A 20,943-nucleotide genomic window follows, 5' to 3' on the forward strand; every position below is an offset into this window, starting at 1 on the left:
TTGCATCTGGCAGGAGGTTATTTGCATTCGGCAGGCGTCTATTTGCATTCGGCAGAAGGTTATTTGCATTTGACAGGAGTTCATTTGCATTTTACAAAAGGCTTGTTTGAATAGAACAAGCCTTTTGTGGTTTGGTTTAGATTACTTTTTTCAAACGTACTCTAGCGATTGCTTTGTATTGCAGGGAGTTGGTGTCGAGGATGGTGGCTGCGTAGTCTTTGGCTTTGTTGAAGGTGTCTACGAGGTTGTTGGTGTTGGTGTATAGGATGTCGTTTCGGTTGCTGCGTGCGGTGTTGAGTGGTACGAAAGTGTTGCCTACGTTTTGGGTTGCTGTGAGCATTTTGGCTTTGAGGTCTTGTAGTGTGGCTACTTTGAACTCGGTTTCGTTGGGGTTGTAGTTGGGTGTGTTTTGGAGTTGTGCGATGAGCAAGTCCATGGAGTTGGTGCGTTGGTCGTAGCTTAGTTGTGCGGTTGAGTGTATGGTTTGTTGTGACGCTGGGTCGGTGGTGGCAGGGACTTTAGATTTGCGTTCGCCTTTTAGTTTTCGGGCGATGGTTTTGAAATCTTCTAGTTCTACTTGGGTAACGCCCTCGGTGGCTTTGTAGGCTTTTTCGATTTTGGTTAGGGTTTTGTTGAGCGGATTGAAGATTACCTCGCGGTTGTCTACGGCTACCGAATAGGGTGCTACTAGGTTGTTGACGGTTTCTTGTTGGGTGAATGCTGCGTTGTAGAGCGCTTGTAGGTTGGCTAGGCTCAGTTGTGGGTTGGATGGGTTGTAGGTTGTGCCTAATTGACTGAAGTGCGTGCACAGGAGTTGTGCGTTGGCAATGTTTTTTGCGTGCCCTTTTTCGGATGTTGATGCCATACTTAAATGATTTTTAATTGAACATAAATTGTTGTTAGTATGACAAAGCTAGTAGGAGGAATTGGGTTGGTTTTACACTTTTAGTGTAAAAAATGTTAAAGTTGGTTGTTGGATTTTTAGATTGTTGGATTGTTGGATTGCTTGGTTTGGGATTTTGGGGTATAAAAAAACTACATGGGGATGTAGTTTTGGTGGGTGGGTGGTGGTTGGTTTTTATTTATTGATATTTTCTTCTGTAATTGACAATTCTAATTCTTCTAAGAATATAGGTGGAGTTAGTTGCAGGATTGTTTCATCTTTTAGGTAGCAGAAATTAACAAAATATATAAAACTATTGAAAGTAATAGGTAAAGTTAAAGTTGAGTTTATATAAGTGTCAATTATTTTTTTTCTATTTAATTTAAAAATTCTTTTTCCAATTTGTGGATTTTCATTTAAATAATTAACAATATCAATATTTAAGGGATGTAGGGTAAAACGAAGTCTAAATTGATTTCGTATCATTGCCTCCCATCTTCTCGCCTTATAATGTTGGTAAGAAATATCATCAAATAATGCTTTTAATGCTTGGTCATTAGTTTCAAGAGTAGCATAAATACCATTCAACATTCTGCTTTCTGTGTTTAAATCAATCCAATCAGTTTTGCATTTGTATCTCATCAAGTGATCAACTTCGTGCCAACCTTCTGATAGTGTAGTTCTAAATTGTATTTCGAATGTTTTGTCAATTAAACTATATTTTTCATTTCGAGATTTAAATTCATCAAAAATCACGCATAAATCATTAGGAAGTTTACAAATCATATTTTTTCTTAGTGGTTTGAAAACATCAATTTCTGGTTCATCATAAATTAATTCAACTTTTTCAAATAATTTTTGACATAATTCAACTACTATTTTTACATCATCACTAAAGTATGTTGTAATTCTAAAACCAAACAAATCTTGCATTAATTCACCATCCGCAGAATATTTTTTTCTGTCAAATTTTTCAAGAATTGAAGTTCGGTCTTTTACACGTGAAAATAATCTAAATAACAAACCTGATCTAGATAATTCGTTAACAAGTTTTTCTTTAAGTTGTTTTTCTATAATTTCAAGTGAATATTCCTGCATTATTTTGAAGTTTAATTTTTATAATTTTCATTATAGTGAGAGATTCCGCTTTTTGTTAAATGTGTTAAATCTCCATCTAAGTATATTTTATCTTCGGATTTTAATTTATGAATAGTTCTTGCTACAGATTTATATTCATAACCACTCATTTCTTGTTTTATGTGTGAAAGTTGTCTATGTCTAGGCTTTAAACTTCCTTTTCTGAAATATAAATCTAAAATTTCTTTTTCTAAATTCACAAATTCAACACTTTCTATATTTTCACAATCATAAATTGATTGGATAAAATTATTATCATCGCTACAACCGTATATAGTAAAGTATTTATCTGAATAATTTATTTCACATTCAAGTAAGGAACAATTATAAAATTTACAATTTACAAACGAACTATTATTGAACGACTTTAAATTGAATTGGCAATCTGTAAAAGTACAATCTGTAAACATAGTTGTTTCAAACTGATCTTCTTTAACAAAAGAGTAATTTTTAAGTGTAAATCCTTCTAATGTAGCTTGTTTGTAATTTCTTATTATTTCATCCTTAAAATCAATATCTATTTTGAAATAAAATTGAGGGTCAAAAGGAAAAGGATATTGATTAAAAACTTCCCATAATTTAAGTTTTATATCTAATGGTTGAACTTGAAAAGCCTGAACAGCTAGAAGAGCAAACATTTGAGAAATGTGATTGTAAAACTTCTTATTATATTCTAAAAACTTACCCATTAATAAATTTTCGCCAATTAATGTGCCTAATACAAATTCATTGACCATACCAATCATACCTCGTTCTTTTCTATCGAGAAAAGCGTGATTAGATAAGATATCTGCTAGTTGATCAATTCGAGGTCTTTCATCTGGATTGTATTTCCTTTTAGTTTCTTCAAGGATTTTTTTATTGTAATCAAGAATAATATCTTTTATAAATTCTTTTGATTCAGATTTTACATCCCATTCTGTTAAAAAACGAACAAGTTTTCTAAAAATTCTCATTTGAGTTTCTGGTTCGATTCTCAAATTTTGTCTTGTTTGCTCTCTAGTAAGTAAAAAGAGAAAATAACTATCAACAATTGATTTGTTTTCAATCATCATTAATTTTAAACTCTCTATATTAACATATCTTAAATAAGTTAATAAAACAGGGTTTGCAATTTGTTCAACTGGAAAATCATTAGATTGTATTATTTCTAATCTTTCTTTTGTTAACCAATTATCTATTGATGGTTCTGCAATTGTGACTTTAGCTAAAGTATAATTAATGTCTCTATCCATCATCCAATTATGAAATTCCTCACTATTGAAGATTGCTGTTTTCCTTGAAGTTATTATGATTTTAGCATTATCAGTTAGTAACTCTACAATTGTTGAAAGCATACTTTCAACCTGCTCAAATTGATTGGTTGCAAATGAAAAATCTTTTGAAATTAACTCATCAAAACCATCAATTATTAAAGGAATTCTTCCTTTTTTTATCTGATGAATAACTACGTTTGAATCTACTCTGTTTGAGAATTGGTCTTCAATTTCAAATTGTAAAATATGTTTAAAAATTGTAGCTTGTCTACCTCTTGAAAGTTCAGTAAAAAAAGGTAATTTATTACTTTGAATAGAAACGAATTCGTTTAAAATTTCGTAAGCTGTACATGTTTTACCATAACCTGCTGCTGCTTCTATAATGATAAGTAAAGGACCAACGTGATTATTTATTTGTCCCACAATTTTGTTAACTAAACCATTTCCTGAGTCATCAGCTACAACATGTAAAGTTTTGGTTTCTTCATCAGAATTTAAATTATATTCTGTATAATCAAATGGGCTTTTTATGTAAGTATAATTTACTTTTTCGGGTAAATTATTCATTAATTTTTCTATAAAGAATTCATATCTTCTTTTAAGATTTTGAATTACTCCATCTGCTTTAAAAAAGTCTTTAAATAAAGTATCTTCTGCATCTTGAATATTTTTAAAACTTCTAATTTTAACTGCATAACCAAGATTAGCATATTGATTTTTTAAATCTTCAGCTTCTTCATCTGTTCCAATTTTTACTATATCAGCTCCATTGTAAATACTTTTTGTAAATAAATAAACACGATTGTCTTTATTTTTTCTAGGCTCGTAACCATAACGAGTGTATAATTCATCTAATTCTTTAATAAAATCTTCGCTCATTTAATTTTATAATTTTTGTGTATGTCAATATAAGTCATTTAATCTAATAGTTTAAAATATAAGATAAAAATTTTTTAATTTTAGTTTCGTTGTATTTAATTATAATTTCATCTAAACTCTAATTGTCATAAAATATAACCAAGAAATCAATACCTTTTTAAAAAAGAATGTTTTTTCTTACAGTTGATAGTTGTTGGTAGGGATGAGGTGAAATTCTAATTTACCTGAGGAATAATTTTTTAACCCTATTTTTTATTCTTGACCTACTTATTCCTTTTCTGGTACAATTTGACTATGTAATACAGCACAATGACAATTAGAATCAGTACTATTATTAGTCCTAATAGTAAGCCTGTACTAAAATCATTGATTGTTGTGTCCATTTTCTTTTTTCTACAAAGCTATGGGATGGTTGGTTTATGGCTTTATACTAAAAGTGTAAAAAATGTTAATTTTTGTTGCACGCAATAAGCAATAAGCAGTAGGCTTTTACTTGGCACTCATTTTAGCATAGGCTTCTTCGTATTTTAGTTCGAAGAAGTCTTTACCGAATTTTTGGTCGACGAGTTCTTTCATTTTTTTGGCGTAGCATTCGGCGTCTTCAAAGACGATGCATCCCATGTGCTGGTAGTGAATGGCGTATTTGGTTTTGAGGTATTGTTTGACTTTTAGGTCTATTTGTTTGTCTTTGTTGCTTTTTTGGAGGGTTAGTCCGTAGGTGTAGTAGTTGTAGTTGCCGTTGTTGAAATCGGTGATGGCTTCTTGTTCGCCTTTGGTGCAGGTTTGGGCGGCGTATATGGTGGTTTGACTAGGGATGTAACGAGTGGAATCGGTTTTTAGTTCGATTTTTTGGGCGAAGATGGTGAGTGGGAGGAAAAGGATGAGGGTTTTTAGGAGCATAGGGGTTTGGTTTGAATGTTGAATTTTGAATTAGTGGTCGTTGGTAGTTTTGTTATAAATCGTAAATATTGATTTTGTCGAAGAGTCGTCCTTTGTTGGGGATGAAGTAGAAGCCGTTTTTTTTTGCATTAGGCTGTAAGCAATAGGCCGTAAGCAATAGGCATTAGGCTTTGGGTATAATTTCAAAGGTTTTGATGAATTTTCGTTCTAGTTTTTTGTGTTGCCACTTCAAATTTAGTCTGGAAACGATTGCCATAACCACTATGGCTGCATTGAAAGCGAAATAAACCGGTATTAGTGCCTTTGCTAGAAAATATAAAATGCTATTGAAGAATAGTAGGGCTGCGATAGGGAAGTATTGGATCCATTTTAGTCGATATTTACCTAGCGTTTGGATGGTGTATTTTACCTCTACATCACCTTTGAAGTCGCGATAGAATCCTTTAATGACGTAAAAGGGTAGTGCGGCATTAGCATTTAGTGTGATTTCGAAGTGTGTGCTGTCAAAATTCCCATAGAAACATTTTGAATCTCTAGAGAACAGCGCAAAGAATGCGTTTGGGAATTTAAACCTTGGTAGCCCTATTGACGTAGTGTCTTCTAATCGGATTCTGAATTCGTTTCTGTTTAGTTTTGACGTCATGAGAAATGATTTGGGCTGTTCTGTGCGTTTTGTAATTTACCGCTTATGGATTTACTGTGTTGTGGGATTTGTGCTATTGGCGTTAACAAATATAGTTAGAATATTGGTTTTTGTAGGTCTAAATTTTAATCCATTACCCATTGCATAATCCCGATTGCCAGTAAAATAGTAACCCCCATAACTATTAAACTAATGGATGTCCAGTATAATTTTAATACTTCGTAATCTTTTACATAATCAAGAAGATGGTCTCTTTTTATTCCTACTTTGGGCTTTCCCTTTTTGTAAAAATTAAAATAATATATGAGACTGCCTATGAGTATAAATGCTAGTGATAGTAGTATTATTTCGGTCATTTGTTGGTTTTGTTATTTGGTTTTCCTTTTATTAGTTTTAGCGCTAGCTTGTTGTTAAAATATATTATCGCAACAAATAGTACCATAACGATAAGGCTTCCGAAAGCGTATCCAAGGCCAGCGGCGGTTGATTTTTTTATTTCTACTGCAGTTTCTTTTATGGCAGTATCAAATGATATTAGTACGGCTAACCCTAGTATGATTGAAAAAAGGATTAAAAGGATTCCGGCTGTTTTTTTTAGAATGTTCATGGTTTGGTTTTTAATTAGTTTTTTGGGCTTTGCATAAACGTCTTTTATTGCAATGCTTTAATAAATTTTTTCATTTCGTCTAGAGTACCTACAGTAATTCTAGTCCATTTGCCTTGTTCTTCGTAAATTCTTCCACCTTCAATAGCGTTGATTTCTAATTGCTTGAAGAAGTCTTTGTTGTATTTTTCAAGTGAAAAGTAGATAAAATTTGTATGGGAAGCAATGCATTCGCAATTTAATTTTTGGAGTTCGTTGATTGTATAGTGTCTGACGTTTTCATTTAGCAGGTAGCAATTTGATACGAATTGATTATCTTTTAGCGAGGCTATGGCAGCCTGTTTTGAAACTACACTCACGCTATTGTTGGTATTGGATTGTAAATTTGACAAATCGTCAATTATTGTTTTGTTGGCAATGGCATAGCCAATGCGTGCGCCAGCCAAGCCATACATTTTGGAAAATGTTTTGACGATGATACCCTTTTTGTGTTCCTTGATTATGTTGCTTAGGGATTGCTGTTTTGCAAAGTCTAAATAGGCTTCATCGATAACTATCATTGTATCTGAAGGAATCTTGGCAACGAATTCGACTAAGGCTTCTCTTTCGCAAATGGTGCCTGTTGGGTTGTTGGGATTGCAGATGTAAACCAGTTTAGTGTCTTGGTTTACCGCTTCAAGCATGGCTTTCAAATTAATTTTCTTGTCGGCAGTGAGTGGTATGGCTTTTCTTGTTACCCCTAGATTATCCAAGGTACCGGTCCAATAGTCGTAGCTTGGGTCTGCGATTACGTAATTTGCGCCAGTCGCCTTGGGTTCGTGTATGTTGTTTTGTGATGCTACTTTTGCAATCATGTCTAAAATTTCGGTTGAACCGGCTCCCAACAAGATGTTTTCGTCATTGACATTATTTGTTTTTGCAAGGTCGGAAATTAGTTGATTTGCAACATCCCAATGGTATCGGTTGCTGGTATTGGCATAGTCTATGATTGCTTTTCGCGCTAATGGCGAAGGACCATAGGGGTTTTCATTAGAGCGTAATAAAATTAAATCATTTTGATTTTCTGTAGGGTCAAAAAAGTCTTCTGAGGTAACAGGCGCTGCATACGATTTTACATTTGCCAATCCGATGCCTACAATTCCTAACCCCATTTGTTTTAACCAAAGTCTTCTTTTGTTTTCCATAGTTTCTTTTTTTTTATTAGACTTTTAAAAGAAAGTTTGTTACAACTGCGGCGTATTAAATTGCCACGAACTTGTAACTGTTTTCAAAAATGCACCAGAAACTAATATGTTTTGAAGCGTTGATTTGGTGCTTGTTATTTCCATATTGGAATTACGAGACTGAGATTGATGTTGAGTTCGGGATAGATTTTGAAGGCACCATTGGTTTCTAGATACCTTGCAGGTCTGATGAACATGGCTTCGCTTAAATCGATTTCTTCGTTGGGTAATAGGCCGTAGCGGCTGCTTTTTTTGTACCGTATTCCGAGTCCGAAATTGACTTCAAAAAGGCATTTTTGTTTGAATATGTAGGTGTTGTAATAGTAACCGCCATTGATTGTGATGGCATGAATGTATTTGTTAACGGTGAAGTCTTTGGTGTATTTACTGTATTCGCCGTTGTTATTTTTACTAATAATGGAATCGTTATAAGTGGTTTCTTGGTGTTTGTATAAATAGGCCAAACCGATGTAGGCCGATTGGTCGTTGAATAGTTTTTTGTAAAATCGAATTTGAGGTTTTAGAATGGTGGCTTTGGTGCCTATGTACCCCACTTCGAATTGGGCCGTGAGGTTTTTATAGAGTCGTTGTTCTAAACCTACTTTTAGTCCGTTGAGGTTAATTTTTAGGGCTGTTTTAAAAGGGAAATGGTCTTCTTTTATAGCTTCTTGAGCAACGGCATTGAAACAGGCGATTAGGAGTACACAGAATAGGATTTTTTTCATTTTGTTACAATGTGCTTTAGGCTGTGGTTATTTGAGTTCGGAGAGTATTAATTTTTTCTGTTTGAAGGTGTTTCTCATTGCCTTTTCTCTAATTTTTGGATTCTTGCTGTTGATGAGGTCAAAATATTCTAAAGGAACGACCTGCCATGATAGGCCGTATTTGTCTTTGCACCACCCGCAAGAACCTTCTTCTCCGCCGTTGGCGGTTAATGCATTCCAATAGTAATCTACTTCTGCTTGGTCTTTGCAATTGATTACGAATGAAATGGATTCATTAAACTTGAAGTAGGGACCTGCAGCTAAAATGCTAAATTCGATGTTGCCGATTTCCATAACAGCCGTTTCGAATTGGTCTTGGCCTTTCTGTTCATTTTCTAGCGTTGGGTTGTTGTATTTGTGGTATTCTTTCAATTTACCTTCTTTGAAAATTGAAAGATAATAGGCTGCTACTGCTTTAGCATCTTTATCGACCCAAAGACAGGGTGTTATTTTGGGTGAGGTAGCACTTGATTTTTTTAGCGCTGTTTTATTTTCTTTAGGGGCATCCTGTTGCGTATTTCCACATCCCATTAAAAGGGTTATTAGTGAAAGCGTCCAAAAAGTAAGGGTATTTTTTTTCATTACACTATTTAGTTACAGTTGGTATTGAAGTATTTTAAATGATTGCGTTAGTTTTAAATTTGCTTGTGACTTACTTGTATTACCAAATGTAATAAAATTTATACTTTTGGGGTATTTGTGCTGAAAACTTGTGTTATAGATTGCTTTTATCGGTTATAAAACACCGAATTTATTGTTTATATAGTCAATAATAACAATGTTTTTTGAAAATAGCACGGGTCCTAATGTTCCTATTATTTTTTCTTCTTTGTCAAATTGAACATCTCTATCTAAATCAGAAAATTGTGCTTCTTTGATGTCTAATTTAACCTTATTAAAAAAAATTGGAAGGTTAATTTTTTTACTGAAATAAGCTACATTTTCTCCCCAAGTGTTTCCATTTAGGAATTCTTCTTTTGGTGTTGCAATGTCAGCAACTTGATTAATAGTTTCTTTATCTAAGAGTAAATCGCCAATACAACTTCCGGTATCAAACATTACATAAAAAGTTTCGGTGCCTATTTTAAGAGGAAGTTTAATTCTTCCTTTACGGATCATTGCATTTTCAAAAACTGCCTTTTGATATTTCTTAGGAAGTTTAGTGTAGGTTCGAAGTCGATTGTTTTTAAAGTCAAGAACCAGTATTTTATTTTGAAATAGATCAACACCAATTGTTCCTATAAGTTTCTGAGATGGCGTATTGATGGAATCATTTGAAATTGGGTCACCAAAGTCTTCTACATAAGCAATTTTGCTTTTTGGGAAAAGAGTTTTGTCTAACGTTAAGTCAATGTTGGTAAGAAAATTTCCTTTGTGACCATTTAAATAATAGGGTGCACTTGTTGTGTCTATTTTTTGTAACAGATTGTATTGATGATTTAAGAACGGTTTTAATGAAACACCATATAAAACAGTTTGTGTAGCTCCCATATCAAATTGACTACAAAAATTATAAGGCAAGTTGTTAATTTTTATTGGAATTGTGATGGCCACTTTATCATAATATTTTCCGTATATATTGTCTCCATGCCAATCAAATTTTATCCAATTGTTTTTGGTTTGTCCAAAAGATATGATGGTAAACCATAAGAAAAGAAGTATAAATAGTTTGTTTTTCATTTTTTGTACATTTATTGTTGTTGCATTATGATTTTATATTGGTCTATTTTTTAAAGAGTTGTGATTAACGTAAATCCATGATCAAATTTAAAAAACAAATTGATAGGTTTTGGAATGGGAGCGGTTTTTTTGAAGCATGTGAGGGATGCCATTATTTAATTCGTTTCTTTAAGTAACTCTTCCATTTCTTTTCGTTCTTCTTTCCATACTTTTTCCCATTTGGCTTTGTTTGTTTTTAGATCATCTAGAAGGCCTGCCGCATTTTTTAATTGCTTATTGTATTTTTCTAGATCTTTTTCTTTCGAATAAAAAGCAAAATCGTTTGATTGCATGTATTGCAGGGTTTTCTCTAAGATTGAAGTAAAATTTTCGATGTTGCTGTGCATGTACATACTGATGGGTTCGCCTAACACAGAAGATAGAGCACCTGCTAATGCACCATCGCCACTTGCTTGGTAACCAGGATTGCTGGAGTTGAAGTATTTGTATCTGAAATACCCCAAATAATATAGAAAAGAGGCTTCGTTGTATTTTTGTTGTTTGAGGTATTCTGCTGTTGTTTTGAAGTATTCCATAGGATGGTACGTACTTAACGAGTCGGCTATTTTATAGATTTTAGGGTCTATGACTCCTAATTTACCTTGAATGGTTAGCGAATCGGCTTTTTGATATATGGATTTGTAGCTGTCGGTTTGCGCATTGCTTATAGTTGCTATGTTGATCAGCAATAAGATTAAAATTGTTCTCATTTTTTTAGATATTATTGGTTTGGTGTTGTACTGGTTTTTAATTGGATAGCACTCTCCAGAGGCCTAAGAGAAACATGATTCCTAGTATAATTTTAAATCGATTGTTTGAATTTTTTTCTCCGTTGTTGAAATCTGCTTCATTGAAAATGAGACCAGATTGATTACTGTGTAAATAATAAATGGGAATTACTTCTGATTCTTTATTGAGTTTATGCCTGTTTTTTTTGTAGATTTTAATGGTAATTTTTTTGTTTTGCTCTAGTGTTTTGGTTACTTCAGACCATCTGCCGAAAATGCCACCGACATATATTCCGAATTGATTGGAGTATTCTTTGGTTGCAAAATACAATCGTATTGGATTTCTATTTCCACCCGATTCCCATTCATTATTTACTGTAACCTTCAAGGAGATTAACTCATTACTATTGATTTCTAAAGTTGTTTGTGTTATATACCATAACCCACCAAAAAAAGCAAACAGGCAGGTTAGTTTGAACCATTTTTGATTGTAAAATTCTAGTTTCGTTTTGGGTTTATGCTTCAATTTTTTTCTGATTTGCTGTTGACCATTTTTTTAGTCTTTAACTACGGTGGTGTGAGATATTTTATCATGGAATCCACTTTTGGTGAATAGGAACGACAGTCGGTCGAAAGGAATCAATCGGCATAGTGTTCGTATTAGAATGTCATTTACACTTGGTTTGTCACCATTTAGGGTTACCACTTTGGTTTTGGTGATGAATTTACCAACCGTTTTTTGAAAAAGATGTTCCATAACAGCGTAATTGATAAAGAATGACAGTATCATTAGCAGTAGTAGTGGTAGTGTACTTTTGTTTTGTTCAAGGTCAAACAATAGCATAACGATACTTGCCAAAATGAAATAGAGTATTATTAAGGTAATTAGGTCGACAAAGCTATGTACTAATCGAGTTGAGGACGGCACAAGCTTTTCGTCTATTTTATGTTGTGTATACTTTTCAACAGTTAGTTTCTCAACAATTTCGTTGTATTTGTTGGGGTTAATTTGGCGCGAATCCAATTCTTTTTTAGCAGTTTCTATTGCTTCAGATTTGTATTTATCTGTATCGATGGTTACTAATTGAATTAATTCGTAATCTGATTTTTCTGCCATTACTTTATCATAAATACCTTCCATAGGTTTTGAGTTTTTATAGTGTTGTTTATGTTATGGTGCTTGCGCTACTCATTGGTTTTTACAAATATATTGAAAAGTTGAAAGAAAATAGAGAATAGAAAATAGATGTGAGATAATAGATGTGACTGATGGTTAATTATAATTTAAGTTTCATCATGATGTCGGTTTGTTCGTCGTTTCCTAGCTTGAAGATGTGTTTGTCAAATTCGACGAAGCCATTTTTTTTGTAGAAGCTTATGGCTCTTGGGTTTTCTTCCCAAACGCCTAGCCAAATGTATTCTACATTTTTGAGTTTGGCTATTTGAATCGCTTGGTCGTAGAGTAGTTTTCCAACGTTTTTTCCGTGGTATTCTTGAGTCACATAAATGCGTTCGATTTCTAGCGCTTTGCGGTCTTTCAATTCGGTTTGTGAGGCTCCAAAGTTGATTTTTAAGTATCCAATAACATCGTTTTCATGTAGTGCAAAATAAAATTCGGAGTTGGTATCGTTCAGTTCTGTGGCTAATTTATCTATAGCGAATCCTTCCTGTAAATAATTTTTCATGTTTTCCTCTGAATTGGATTCTGAGAACGTTTCTTGAAACGTTTTTCGACCAATTAGTTGAAGTTTAAGGATATCTTTTGGCGTTACTTTTTCTATTTCGAATTGAGACATTTTGGATTAGGTTTTTGTTTATAGTTTGTTGTTTTCAATCCCAATGACTCCAAATAGTGTCTGTTTTAACATGGATTGGAATGCCGTTTTTCAATTTGTAGGTTGCTGAGGGAGTTATACTTTCTCTAAAAGACTTTCCATTGGAAATTAGGTTGCCTGGAAAATTTCTTTTGTAGTTTAGTATAAGTTTTGAACTCAATTTAAAACTATCAATTACTATGAAGTTTTTTAATTCTGCATCAGAATACACCCCGAATGCATGGTCATCTTTCGCAACAAAGCGAGGTATTCCATTGGCACCACGGGTTATTGTGAGTAAGGTATCACGATTGCTTTTGAAGAAATAAGCATTGTATATATACTTCCATTTTTCGTGTTTATTTTTTACGGGATATGTTTTTTGATATTCTATCATTATATCTCGAAAATCATTTCGTAATTCTTTTTTGGAACAACTTAAAAAAATGAAAAGAAATAAGTAAATTATTTTTCTCATGTGAATTTTAGGATTTTGATTTAAGGATTTGACAGTTGCTAGTTTGTACTTTCTTTGGTAAACAAATATATTGAAAAGATGAAAGAGGAAAGAGAAAAGATGGCGCTGGAATGCTTTATTTTTGGATGAGAATCTTTTGATAATTTTCCCATTTATTTCCGCTGATTATATCAACTGCGGTTTGATTTGCAAAAAGGGTTTTCTTGGCGGTTTCTAAAAATTTGCTGTTTACATCTTGGCTTTCATGCCCTATGTTGTAGAGGATTACATTTTCGTTGTTGTTACCATTTAGAATGCTAAATGTAAACCCATAATCGGTATAATAGGGCGCTTGTTCAATCTCAATTCGCAGATTTTTTTCGCGGTTGTAATAAAGCAATTTTACCGACCAATCGTAGCCAGCATGAACAAAGGTTTTTTCTTCTAAGAAAGAATAACCGTATTCGCTTTCGAGAATTGAAAACAAATTGCGTGCGTGGGTTTTAAAATATGCTATTCGATCCATTGGGTTTATGTTTTGTGATTGTTTCTAACCTCTAAGCGATTTCTAACAAATGTATCAAAAACTTAGAAAGAAAAACGAGTTAGACCCTAGCTACTTGTTTTTCTTTCTAATGTTTTTACGATAAGGTTGTCAATACTTTTTCTAAGTTATCAATAGACATGGTAAATCCTTCTTTAAAGCCCATTTCAATCATTCTTTCTAAGCGTTCTAGCGATTCGTTGTAAATGGAAATATGTACTTTAGTAATGCCGTTTTGTTCGCTAAAATTATACTCCCAATCAGATCCTGGTAATTCTGGATTTTCCTCTTTGTCTGCGAAAGCATTGTGCATTTTGAAATTGGTTTTTGGGGTAATGGAACTAAATTCTTGAATTGACCAACGTTCTAGTCCTTCTGGGCTTACCATCGCATAAAATCGTCGGCCGCCTACTTCAAAATTCATGTACTTTGTTTTGGACGTCCAAGGTTTAGGCGCTACCCACTGGTCTAATAATTCGGCTTTGGTAAACGCATCCCAAACAAGCGAAAGTTTGGCTGCGAATTCTCGAGTTATTGTTACTGTTTTTGTTGATTTGTCTACGGTAAAATCAAATAGTAAATTGTGCATCATTTTTGGTTTTTAAGAGTTAGTAATAACGAATCGAGTTGGTTGAATTGGATTTCCCAAATTTTTCGGTATTGCTCCAACCAAAGATCGATTTCTTTCATTTTTTCTATTTCTAAGGAGTAGTAGATTTCTCTTCCTTTTTGTTCTTGCTTGACTAATTCGCATTCGGTTAGTATGCGTAAGTGTTTGGAAATGGCTTGCCGGCTGTTTTCAAAATGTTCGGCAATGGCATTGGGAGTCATAGCTTGCACAGCAATAAGGGCAATAATTGCACGTCTTGTTGGGTCGGCAATGGCTTGAAAAATATCACGTCTTGCATCCATAATTTTTATTTGCTACTATATGGTTGTAAATATATATGCAATTATTTGGTTGCGCAATTATTTTGGTAATTATTTTTTGTAAAAAAAAAACTAGAGTAGGTTGTAAGGTTGTAAAATGAAGTTATTGTATGACGGTAAGCTAGGTGGTTGAGTACCTGTAACGGTTTTAATAGTATTGCTGATTGGTTAATTTTCAAATAGGTTTTTTGCTTCTTTCCAACTTATTAAGTTTGGTTGGTTGATGCGTTTGAACTGAATTTTAGATGAAAATTTCTTAGATTGTTTCATGGCTTCTAAATGAATACCATTTCGATAAAAGGTATCAATTTCATTTTCGTTTTCCCATAAAGTCATGGTATACCATACTTTTAAATTCCAACTTCCTGTTGCCTTGTAACTTTTGCAATTGGATTGTTTCAGTTGGTTGATGATTTGTCCGTTGAATTTGAAAAATGCGATGAGTTTTGAATACGAATTCAACTCAATTTTTGTTATTGATACTGTCATTTTAATTCGATTTTCTACTACCTTTTTTTAAATTCAAGTTGTCAAGAATTATTGTGTTAAAGTGAAAACAGTAAGGTTCGTATTTTCTTTGTTGGTTTCTATTGATTTTATAAAATTAAATTTTAAAAGAAGATTGGTCGACTTCAGATTTTCGGGATGTGTATGGGCTATTATTTTTTTTAATTTTAAAGTTTGAAACACAAAGTTAATTACTGTTTGTAATGCTTCTTGCATTATGCCTTGCCCTTGAAACGGCATCATTAGTTCGTAACCCATTTCACAACTTTTTGTATCGTGTGTTATGTCAAATAAGCAAATTGCACCAATAAGTTGTTTCGTTTCTGATAGTGTAATTCCCCAATAATAGGAGTTACCTTTTTTAATATTTTCGTTGACAGCATTGATGAAATTTTTGGCATCTTCTGTAGTGACACACTGTGGTCTGTTAAGAAACTTGTTGTTGTTTGGGTCGGACCGCAAATCAAAGATAGCTTGATGATCGTCAAGTGATAGTGGTCTTAGTGCTACTCTTTCAGACATCAATATAGGAAAAGACGCTGTATTCATTTTTGTGGGTTTAGGAATTTAAAGGCGCTTATTTACTGTTAGCGGTAGTTTATTATTTTTTCATATAATTCGACTACATATTTTTTTAAGAATTCTGAATTCAAATTCTGATTATAACTTTTTTTCACTTCCTCAAAAGTTCCATCAATGGGATACATGCTCTGGTCTAAGTGGTATCTTTCGTCATTATTAACTAATTTTCCATTGTCAAATTCAAATGTGTTTATACGATAGCAGTACTTGTATTTTGAACTATTTTCAAGAGCAATGATTTCATTGTTTTTGGAAAATTCAATACTTAATTTACACTTACTATGCTCAAAAAAATTATCAGTAACAATCTTATCTTCATAAACGGAAATCTGTACTTCTATGGTATCAATCTTAATTGCTCCAGACTTTAAAAATTTGGAATTAATTGTATAATCCTGTCCAAAAGAGCTGAGGCTGTTTACTATAAATAGGAGGAATAGTGTTTTTTTCATGATTTTTAATTTACGAGATTTTCAAATATCCTTACTATTGATGCGATGTAGTTGAAAATTCGGTGATTTTTATAGTAGTTAGTGATAACAAATATAGCGAATTGGAAGTAAAAACGGATTGAAAGAAAAAAGATATTTACTTCCGCATTCTAATAAATCCCAAGCCACGCCATTGGTGCAAACGGCTGTTAGAAGAAGTCGTATTAATCTTTTGAAATTTTTTCCCATGCTTCTCTTGTAAGAACAACCAGTTCGTTTTTTTTGCAGTCCCAAATAGAAACATAGTCTTTAGAAAGCACAGTATGGTTTTCCCACTTAGTATAATCTTGATATAACATTGTCGTGCAAATATCAGTTGGGGTTATTATTTCATTATATTCAGGAAGATGACTATGCATTGCTCCAACCATTTGCTTTTCCTTATCGCCATATTCAAAGAAAAGTATTCCTTTATGCAAGCGTTCGGTTTTTTTTACTTCTCCTTTTGTATTAAATTCAATTAAATAATCATTTCCAATTACAACTTTTCCATTCTCATTTGATGCAGTTAAAACATAGACTCTTTTTTCTTTTCCAGAAATAAGCGGAACTAAATTATAATTAGTGTTTTTATAACGTTTAAAAATGGTATCATTACTTATTCTATCAAGAGCTTTTCTTCTTAAAGAAAAATATTCCTTCTCGATATCACTCAATTCGCGTTCTGTCAAATCTATTTTTGCATTACTCAAATCAAAAGTTTTATCAAAAGTTACAGTTCCAATTACTTTGTTGTTATCTTCTTTTGAAATAAATACACATTTAGGATTGTTTCCATCATTATAAGAAACATAGCCACCAACTTTAGTTTTATCACTAAACTTTTCAAGGAATAGATCGCCTCCATGCCACGAGGCTTTCTCTGATTCATAAAGTAGAAATCCTTCTTTTAGCACATGGATTTTTAATTTTTCGATTTTACCTTGACTAAAAACACTTATTGATGAAAGTATTAAAAATGTATACGTAACGAGTAATTTCATATTATTAATATTATGTTGTTAAAGGATTTCTGCTAACGTTCCCAGGATTTGCGTTGTTGCTTTTTTCGAGACTGGCGTAATCAAATATACTGAAAAGTTAGAAAGAAAAAAGAGATTGAAAGAAAAAAGATATTCACTTTCGTTTTCCGAAAAACCAAGCCTAGCAATAGCGTAAAACCTGTGCGAGGCGTTGCCTTTTATTTATTTGTAAAGCCATTTCTTAATTAATCGTGTATAATTAGGCATCAGGAAATAAACCATTATTAAAACGACTAGTCCGGAAATAAAAAATGAGTTTACAAATTTACTATCTGGAAAATTTAATATCTTTAATAAAGGAAGTACAATCAAAGGAGTAAGAATTGACAAAGGATATATTGCCGACCAAGTAACTAGATATTGTTTCCAACGAACAGGGATTTTTTGCTCTTCTTTCTCACTAAAGAAAAGAAATTCTAAGCCAGATTTTATAAAATATTTATCATCTTTTGCAAATAAAGGTTTTGCTATTTCAATTAATTTTTTTCGTTCATTTGATTCCATCCACTTTGTGAGGTTTTCAATTGTGTCAAATCTTATGATAACAGTATATTTAAATGTCAAATTAGGAATAGGGCGAACTATTTGCCAATCAATATTACCTTTAAAACTTCTGCATATTGGACCAATTTGGTTAAGCCAGTCTTCGTATTGATTTTGTTTACCATCCAAAATGTGATGGCTAATTACAACTGTTGCTCCTTGATTTTCCATAAAAGCTATGTGTTTTTAGTTTTTCGAGTTTTTTTAAGGTTACTGCTAACGTTTCGTCGCTTGTGTTAGTGACGGTTTTCAACACTGACGAAAACAAATATACCGAAAAGTTAGAAAGAAAAAACGCGATTAAAAGAAAAAGATGATCACTTCGCATTCTGATAAATCCCGAGCCTCGCCATTGGTGCCAAAGGCTGTTGGAAAGCTTTTTTTTATTTTAAATAAATTGTAATGTCATTTTTGGAGTTTACATTAATGTTTTTGATTTTAGCTGGAATCCATTTTGTTTTTTCAATTAATGGAAAAGCTATTTTTTTAAAATATTCCCAGTGCTTTTTGTTATAACCGCTTTCTTTGGTTTTGTAATCAAAGAACTCGATGTGATAATCATATATTTTCGCATTCCCATTTTTGTCAATATCTAGATAAACTTGAAGAAATGTTAGGGAATTAGGATCATTGGAATATCGATAATCCTTTGGGTAAATAACTTTAGAATCGAATGCTTTCTGTAATCCTGAATGATTGGTTTCATCATAATGTGTATCACCTGGAAATAATGCTGGTTTGTCCCATGAACCTGCCATGCTACCATTGTAATATATTTTATCTAGATTTTTTAAGACATGCAGACTATCAGAAATAAATAGGAGAGAATCTATAAATTTTTTTCCAAATTTTTCGTCTATTTTTTCTTGCATAAATTCACAATAACAATGATAATTTAGTTTTTCATTGACTACACACGGAGAAGATTCGTTTATAAATTCTATGTTATGCAGCTTTAACATACTGTCCATTTCTTTTTGTGCTCGAAGCGGAAAGTGCATAGGTGCACCTGTGTAATTACAATAAACAATCTTATTATTTTTTAAGTCTTTTTTGGCTTGCTCTAACTCTTTAACACAAGAAGTGTCCTTTGGATTAACTGAGTCTACAATTGATTTCTTCTTGTTTGAATTGCAAGATATTAATGTAATAATTAAAAATAGAAGGTACCATTTTTTCATAGTTTTTTTATGAGCTAAATGCATGCTAACATTCTAAGGCTTTATGCTGTTGTGCATTTTCAAGACTGACGATAACAAATATACCGAAAAGTTAGAAAGAAAAAATGCAATTGAATGAAAAAAGGTAATCTCTTCCGTATTTTGGTATATTCCAATCCACGCCATTGGCACAAACGGCTGTTGTGCGGCTGTGCTTTACATTTTCTTAATTTGTTTCTCTTTTGGAATATTTACTATCCCTGCACCGTCAACAATCCATTTATTATCTTTAAAGATTACTTTTATTGGTAATTGAAATTCGTCCCAATCTTTTCCTTTAACTATTAGATACCCAGATTTATCAATTTTGGATAATTCAAAACCTTTATCTGGAAAATCTTGAGCGTCAAATATTGGGTCAAAATCTAAGCCCATTTCGGGATCTTCCTTTACTGCTTCGTCAATTAAATTTTTATAGTTTACTTTAAAATTATCTGTAACCAAATTATTTTTTTCAATCCAATCAGTTATATTTATTGTATCCTTTGATGAAAATTTGCTCTTACATAATTCTGCATAGTCGTTAATAAATTTCAAAGCAAAATGAGAATCAATTTCTACTTTAGATATTGAATTATTTTTTTTAATTTTTGTTTTAGTTTCCGATTTATTGCATGAAATAACTAATAATATTAAAACTGTAAAACTTATGAATGATTTCATATTTTGTAAGTTATGGATTTAGTTGGAGTAGCATATCGCACAATGTTCTATCGCTTGCGTAGTGGTGGCTTTCAACACTGACGAAAACAAATATACCGAAAAGTTAGAAAGAAAAAACGTGATTTAAAGAAAAAAAGATATTTACTTCCGCTTCCAAATAAATCCCAAGCCACGCCATTGGCGCAAACGGCTGTTAGCCGTTCGGGCTTTTATTTTAGAATTTCTGGTGATACTAAGACAAAGTCATACTTTTCAATAATTTTGTATGCGTCTGAAGTTAGTGAATTATCATATCTCATTCTAAGTCTCAAACTTCTTATGTCTACTAATACCCAACGATCTTTGTCATATAATTTTGAAAATACTTTTGGGTTTTGATTGTTTGTTTCCTCTAAATCATCGGTTATTTTGCCATTCTCTTCGGTGTATCTAACCATAAGATAAACGTTTGAAAAATTCATTTTATTTCTCTGTGCAAGCTCGTAAACAGCATTCCCAATGTCGTATAAATTAGTTTCTAAATTCATTCCTTTTGATAAATGATTGCTTCCCATTTTGAAAAAAACTTTTTCATTTTTAGTTTTTAATCCATCGTAATAATTATAAAAATTTGTTTTCATCAAATCTGCTCGCCTTTGATTGTCGCTGTAATAGTAAATATCTTTTGATATTTTTATGTCGTCTAATACTCTTTTTAAATTGGTTTGCTTGATTCCATTTTTTAAACTGTCTAATAGTTTAGCATCTGGGTTCCACCATTTAACTTTTAAACTGTCATAAACGACTTTAAATTGGTCTCTTGTGTTTTTAGGTTGCGTCTGGTACACTTTATCAAGACAGTAAGGAAAAGCGGTTTGAAATTCTTGATCAATACCCCAAATTTTGTATCCAAGTTTATTAGCTGTTGTTAGCATACTTATATCTTCTTTGGTTTCAAAAAAAGGGAACGTTGTAAAATTTGGTCGTTCTTTGGCAATTTTAGCAATAGTATCCATTGGGTTTTTAGACTTTGCGATACGCATAAGTTCTGTTGCTGCAAATGGGCTTGTTTCTACACACCAAGTTTTATAGCCCTGTTTTGAAGCACTTTCTAACGCATAATTTGTCAATTGTGATAATAATGGCGAGTTATGATATTCGCCCCATGCAACAAATTGATTGTTTGCGAAAAGATTCTCTAGGATATCCCAACCTTTTCCATCTGGCTTTTGTCCATTAAATGAAAAATAGTTTGTATTTTCAAGAATACATTTAGTAAGTTTTTCTTCGTCTGTGGTTTTCTTTTTTTCTTGCCCAAAAGCAAGGTTGAAAATTAAGAGAGTTAACATGAATAAACCTTTTTTCATTTTTTTTGTTTTAGGGTTGTCTTTTAGTCGTATTGTCTTGTCCTGAAATAGGTTGACGTTTTTTTGTTAATTTATATTTCAAAAATAG

Annotated in this window: 27 protein-coding genes; all 27 read right to left on the reverse strand. The window is 32.5% G+C overall.

The window, feature by feature from the left end; genetic code table 11:
* Window positions 1-136: 136 nt before the first annotated feature.
* On the reverse strand, window positions 137-865 hold the full coding sequence (locus ACODSI_RS14590) for a hypothetical protein (protein WP_488917592.1): 729 nt from the start codon (window positions 863-865) through the stop codon (window positions 137-139).
* Window positions 866-1,078: 213 nt separating this feature from the next.
* Entirely contained in the window at window positions 1,079-1,981 is a 903-nt protein-coding gene (locus ACODSI_RS14595; RefSeq protein ID WP_488917593.1) for a hypothetical protein, read from the reverse strand.
* Between the two features lie 11 nt (window positions 1,982-1,992).
* A complete protein-coding gene (locus ACODSI_RS14600) occupies window positions 1,993-4,155 on the reverse strand; it encodes an NACHT domain-containing protein (RefSeq protein WP_488917594.1) in 2,163 nt (720 codons plus the stop codon).
* Window positions 4,156-4,644: 489 nt separating this feature from the next.
* Window positions 4,645-5,055: a hypothetical protein gene (locus ACODSI_RS14605; protein WP_488917595.1), complete on the reverse strand. Its 411-nt coding sequence runs from the start codon at window positions 5,053-5,055 to the stop codon at window positions 4,645-4,647.
* Window positions 5,056-5,218: 163 nt separating this feature from the next.
* A complete protein-coding gene (locus ACODSI_RS14610) occupies window positions 5,219-5,698 on the reverse strand; it encodes a hypothetical protein (protein WP_488917596.1) in 480 nt (159 codons plus the stop codon).
* A 125-nt stretch (window positions 5,699-5,823) separates the two neighbouring features.
* Window positions 5,824-6,054, reverse strand: coding sequence for a hypothetical protein (locus ACODSI_RS14615; protein ID WP_488917597.1), 231 nt, complete (start codon window positions 6,052-6,054; stop codon window positions 5,824-5,826).
* Window positions 6,051-6,305, reverse strand: coding sequence for a hypothetical protein (locus ACODSI_RS14620; protein WP_488917598.1), 255 nt, complete (start codon window positions 6,303-6,305; stop codon window positions 6,051-6,053). Before ACODSI_RS14620 ends, ACODSI_RS14615 begins: the two co-directional genes overlap by 4 nt.
* 44 nt (window positions 6,306-6,349) lie before the next feature.
* Window positions 6,350-7,486 carry a pyridoxal phosphate-dependent aminotransferase gene (locus ACODSI_RS14625; protein WP_488917599.1) on the reverse strand — a complete coding sequence of 379 codons (1,137 nt, stop codon included), beginning with the start codon at window positions 7,484-7,486 and terminating at the stop codon, window positions 6,350-6,352.
* Between the two features lie 134 nt (window positions 7,487-7,620).
* Window positions 7,621-8,250 carry a hypothetical protein gene (locus ACODSI_RS14630; RefSeq protein ID WP_488917600.1) on the reverse strand — a complete coding sequence of 210 codons (630 nt, stop codon included), beginning with the start codon at window positions 8,248-8,250 and terminating at the stop codon, window positions 7,621-7,623.
* 27 nt (window positions 8,251-8,277) lie between these two features.
* Window positions 8,278-8,871: a VOC family protein gene (locus ACODSI_RS14635; RefSeq protein WP_488917601.1), complete on the reverse strand. Its 594-nt coding sequence runs from the start codon at window positions 8,869-8,871 to the stop codon at window positions 8,278-8,280.
* Between the two features lie 153 nt (window positions 8,872-9,024).
* Entirely contained in the window at window positions 9,025-9,969 is a 945-nt protein-coding gene (locus ACODSI_RS14640) for a hypothetical protein (RefSeq protein WP_488917602.1), read from the reverse strand.
* A 155-nt stretch (window positions 9,970-10,124) separates the two neighbouring features.
* On the reverse strand, window positions 10,125-10,718 hold the full coding sequence (locus ACODSI_RS14645) for a hypothetical protein (RefSeq protein ID WP_488917603.1): 594 nt from the start codon (window positions 10,716-10,718) through the stop codon (window positions 10,125-10,127).
* A 37-nt stretch (window positions 10,719-10,755) separates the two neighbouring features.
* Window positions 10,756-11,262 (reverse strand): hypothetical protein, encoded by a 507-nt coding sequence (locus ACODSI_RS14650; RefSeq protein WP_488917604.1) that lies wholly within the window; start codon window positions 11,260-11,262, stop codon window positions 10,756-10,758.
* Between the two features lie 30 nt (window positions 11,263-11,292).
* Window positions 11,293-11,877 carry an RDD family protein gene (locus ACODSI_RS14655; protein ID WP_488917605.1) on the reverse strand — a complete coding sequence of 195 codons (585 nt, stop codon included), beginning with the start codon at window positions 11,875-11,877 and terminating at the stop codon, window positions 11,293-11,295.
* 136 nt (window positions 11,878-12,013) lie between these two features.
* Window positions 12,014-12,532: a GNAT family N-acetyltransferase gene (locus ACODSI_RS14660; protein ID WP_488917606.1), complete on the reverse strand. Its 519-nt coding sequence runs from the start codon at window positions 12,530-12,532 to the stop codon at window positions 12,014-12,016.
* A gap of 34 nt (window positions 12,533-12,566) precedes the next feature.
* Window positions 12,567-13,028, reverse strand: coding sequence for a hypothetical protein (locus ACODSI_RS14665; RefSeq protein ID WP_488917607.1), 462 nt, complete (start codon window positions 13,026-13,028; stop codon window positions 12,567-12,569).
* A gap of 115 nt (window positions 13,029-13,143) precedes the next feature.
* Window positions 13,144-13,533, reverse strand: a complete 390-nt coding sequence (locus ACODSI_RS14670) for a hypothetical protein (RefSeq protein ID WP_488917608.1) — start codon at window positions 13,531-13,533, stop codon at window positions 13,144-13,146.
* Window positions 13,534-13,648: 115 nt separating this feature from the next.
* Entirely contained in the window at window positions 13,649-14,143 is a 495-nt protein-coding gene (locus tag ACODSI_RS14675; RefSeq protein ID WP_488917609.1) for an SRPBCC family protein, read from the reverse strand.
* Entirely contained in the window at window positions 14,140-14,463 is a 324-nt protein-coding gene (locus tag ACODSI_RS14680; protein ID WP_488917610.1) for an ArsR/SmtB family transcription factor, read from the reverse strand. Before ACODSI_RS14680 ends, ACODSI_RS14675 begins: the two co-directional genes overlap by 4 nt.
* Before the next feature lie 186 nt (window positions 14,464-14,649).
* Entirely contained in the window at window positions 14,650-14,970 is a 321-nt protein-coding gene (locus tag ACODSI_RS14685; RefSeq protein WP_488917611.1) for a hypothetical protein, read from the reverse strand.
* A gap of 48 nt (window positions 14,971-15,018) precedes the next feature.
* The gene (locus tag ACODSI_RS14690) at window positions 15,019-15,537 is read right to left on the reverse strand and encodes a GNAT family N-acetyltransferase (RefSeq protein ID WP_488917612.1); all 519 of its coding nucleotides are present in this window, start codon (window positions 15,535-15,537) and stop codon (window positions 15,019-15,021) included.
* 38 nt (window positions 15,538-15,575) lie between these two features.
* Window positions 15,576-16,022 carry a hypothetical protein gene (locus ACODSI_RS14695; RefSeq protein WP_488917613.1) on the reverse strand — a complete coding sequence of 149 codons (447 nt, stop codon included), beginning with the start codon at window positions 16,020-16,022 and terminating at the stop codon, window positions 15,576-15,578.
* A 203-nt stretch (window positions 16,023-16,225) separates the two neighbouring features.
* Window positions 16,226-17,044 carry a hypothetical protein gene (locus tag ACODSI_RS14700; protein ID WP_488917614.1) on the reverse strand — a complete coding sequence of 273 codons (819 nt, stop codon included), beginning with the start codon at window positions 17,042-17,044 and terminating at the stop codon, window positions 16,226-16,228.
* A gap of 201 nt (window positions 17,045-17,245) precedes the next feature.
* Window positions 17,246-17,797, reverse strand: coding sequence for an antibiotic biosynthesis monooxygenase (locus ACODSI_RS14705; RefSeq protein ID WP_488917615.1), 552 nt, complete (start codon window positions 17,795-17,797; stop codon window positions 17,246-17,248).
* Between the two features lie 212 nt (window positions 17,798-18,009).
* Window positions 18,010-18,807 carry a hypothetical protein gene (locus ACODSI_RS14710; RefSeq protein WP_488917616.1) on the reverse strand — a complete coding sequence of 266 codons (798 nt, stop codon included), beginning with the start codon at window positions 18,805-18,807 and terminating at the stop codon, window positions 18,010-18,012.
* Window positions 18,808-19,002: 195 nt separating this feature from the next.
* Window positions 19,003-19,509, reverse strand: coding sequence for a hypothetical protein (locus tag ACODSI_RS14715; protein ID WP_488917617.1), 507 nt, complete (start codon window positions 19,507-19,509; stop codon window positions 19,003-19,005).
* Window positions 19,510-19,718: 209 nt separating this feature from the next.
* Window positions 19,719-20,855: a hypothetical protein gene (locus ACODSI_RS14720; RefSeq protein ID WP_488917618.1), complete on the reverse strand. Its 1,137-nt coding sequence runs from the start codon at window positions 20,853-20,855 to the stop codon at window positions 19,719-19,721.
* Window positions 20,856-20,943 lie beyond the last annotated feature (88 nt).

It is taken from the genome of Flavobacterium sp. FG139, assembly GCF_057809695.1.

Coding starts and splice junctions, on each gene's coding strand:
- ACODSI_RS14590 (WP_488917592.1), bottom strand. CDS start 865: ATGGCATCAACATCCGAAAAAGGGCACGCAAAAAACATTGCCAACGCA.
- ACODSI_RS14595 (WP_488917593.1), bottom strand. CDS start 1,981: ATGCAGGAATATTCACTTGAAATTATAGAAAAACAACTTAAAGAAAAA.
- ACODSI_RS14600 (WP_488917594.1), bottom strand. CDS start 4,155: ATGAGCGAAGATTTTATTAAAGAATTAGATGAATTATACACTCGTTAT.
- ACODSI_RS14605 (WP_488917595.1), bottom strand. CDS start 5,055: ATGCTCCTAAAAACCCTCATCCTTTTCCTCCCACTCACCATCTTCGCC.
- ACODSI_RS14610 (WP_488917596.1), bottom strand. CDS start 5,698: ATGACGTCAAAACTAAACAGAAACGAATTCAGAATCCGATTAGAAGAC.
- ACODSI_RS14615 (WP_488917597.1), bottom strand. CDS start 6,054: ATGACCGAAATAATACTACTATCACTAGCATTTATACTCATAGGCAGT.
- ACODSI_RS14620 (WP_488917598.1), bottom strand. CDS start 6,305: ATGAACATTCTAAAAAAAACAGCCGGAATCCTTTTAATCCTTTTTTCA.
- ACODSI_RS14625 (WP_488917599.1), bottom strand. CDS start 7,486: ATGGAAAACAAAAGAAGACTTTGGTTAAAACAAATGGGGTTAGGAATT.
- ACODSI_RS14630 (WP_488917600.1), bottom strand. CDS start 8,250: ATGAAAAAAATCCTATTCTGTGTACTCCTAATCGCCTGTTTCAATGCC.
- ACODSI_RS14635 (WP_488917601.1), bottom strand. CDS start 8,871: ATGAAAAAAAATACCCTTACTTTTTGGACGCTTTCACTAATAACCCTT.
- ACODSI_RS14640 (WP_488917602.1), bottom strand. CDS start 9,969: ATGAAAAACAAACTATTTATACTTCTTTTCTTATGGTTTACCATCATA.
- ACODSI_RS14645 (WP_488917603.1), bottom strand. CDS start 10,718: ATGAGAACAATTTTAATCTTATTGCTGATCAACATAGCAACTATAAGC.
- ACODSI_RS14655 (WP_488917605.1), bottom strand. CDS start 11,877: ATGGAAGGTATTTATGATAAAGTAATGGCAGAAAAATCAGATTACGAA.
- ACODSI_RS14660 (WP_488917606.1), bottom strand. CDS start 12,532: ATGTCTCAATTCGAAATAGAAAAAGTAACGCCAAAAGATATCCTTAAA.
- ACODSI_RS14665 (WP_488917607.1), bottom strand. CDS start 13,028: ATGAGAAAAATAATTTACTTATTTCTTTTCATTTTTTTAAGTTGTTCC.
- ACODSI_RS14670 (WP_488917608.1), bottom strand. CDS start 13,533: ATGGATCGAATAGCATATTTTAAAACCCACGCACGCAATTTGTTTTCA.
- ACODSI_RS14675 (WP_488917609.1), bottom strand. CDS start 14,143: ATGATGCACAATTTACTATTTGATTTTACCGTAGACAAATCAACAAAA.
- ACODSI_RS14680 (WP_488917610.1), bottom strand. CDS start 14,463: ATGGATGCAAGACGTGATATTTTTCAAGCCATTGCCGACCCAACAAGA.
- ACODSI_RS14685 (WP_488917611.1), bottom strand. CDS start 14,970: ATGACAGTATCAATAACAAAAATTGAGTTGAATTCGTATTCAAAACTC.
- ACODSI_RS14690 (WP_488917612.1), bottom strand. CDS start 15,537: ATGAATACAGCGTCTTTTCCTATATTGATGTCTGAAAGAGTAGCACTA.
- ACODSI_RS14695 (WP_488917613.1), bottom strand. CDS start 16,022: ATGAAAAAAACACTATTCCTCCTATTTATAGTAAACAGCCTCAGCTCT.
- ACODSI_RS14700 (WP_488917614.1), bottom strand. CDS start 17,044: ATGAAATTACTCGTTACGTATACATTTTTAATACTTTCATCAATAAGT.
- ACODSI_RS14705 (WP_488917615.1), bottom strand. CDS start 17,797: ATGGAAAATCAAGGAGCAACAGTTGTAATTAGCCATCACATTTTGGAT.
- ACODSI_RS14710 (WP_488917616.1), bottom strand. CDS start 18,807: ATGAAAAAATGGTACCTTCTATTTTTAATTATTACATTAATATCTTGC.
- ACODSI_RS14715 (WP_488917617.1), bottom strand. CDS start 19,509: ATGAAATCATTCATAAGTTTTACAGTTTTAATATTATTAGTTATTTCA.
- ACODSI_RS14720 (WP_488917618.1), bottom strand. CDS start 20,855: ATGAAAAAAGGTTTATTCATGTTAACTCTCTTAATTTTCAACCTTGCT.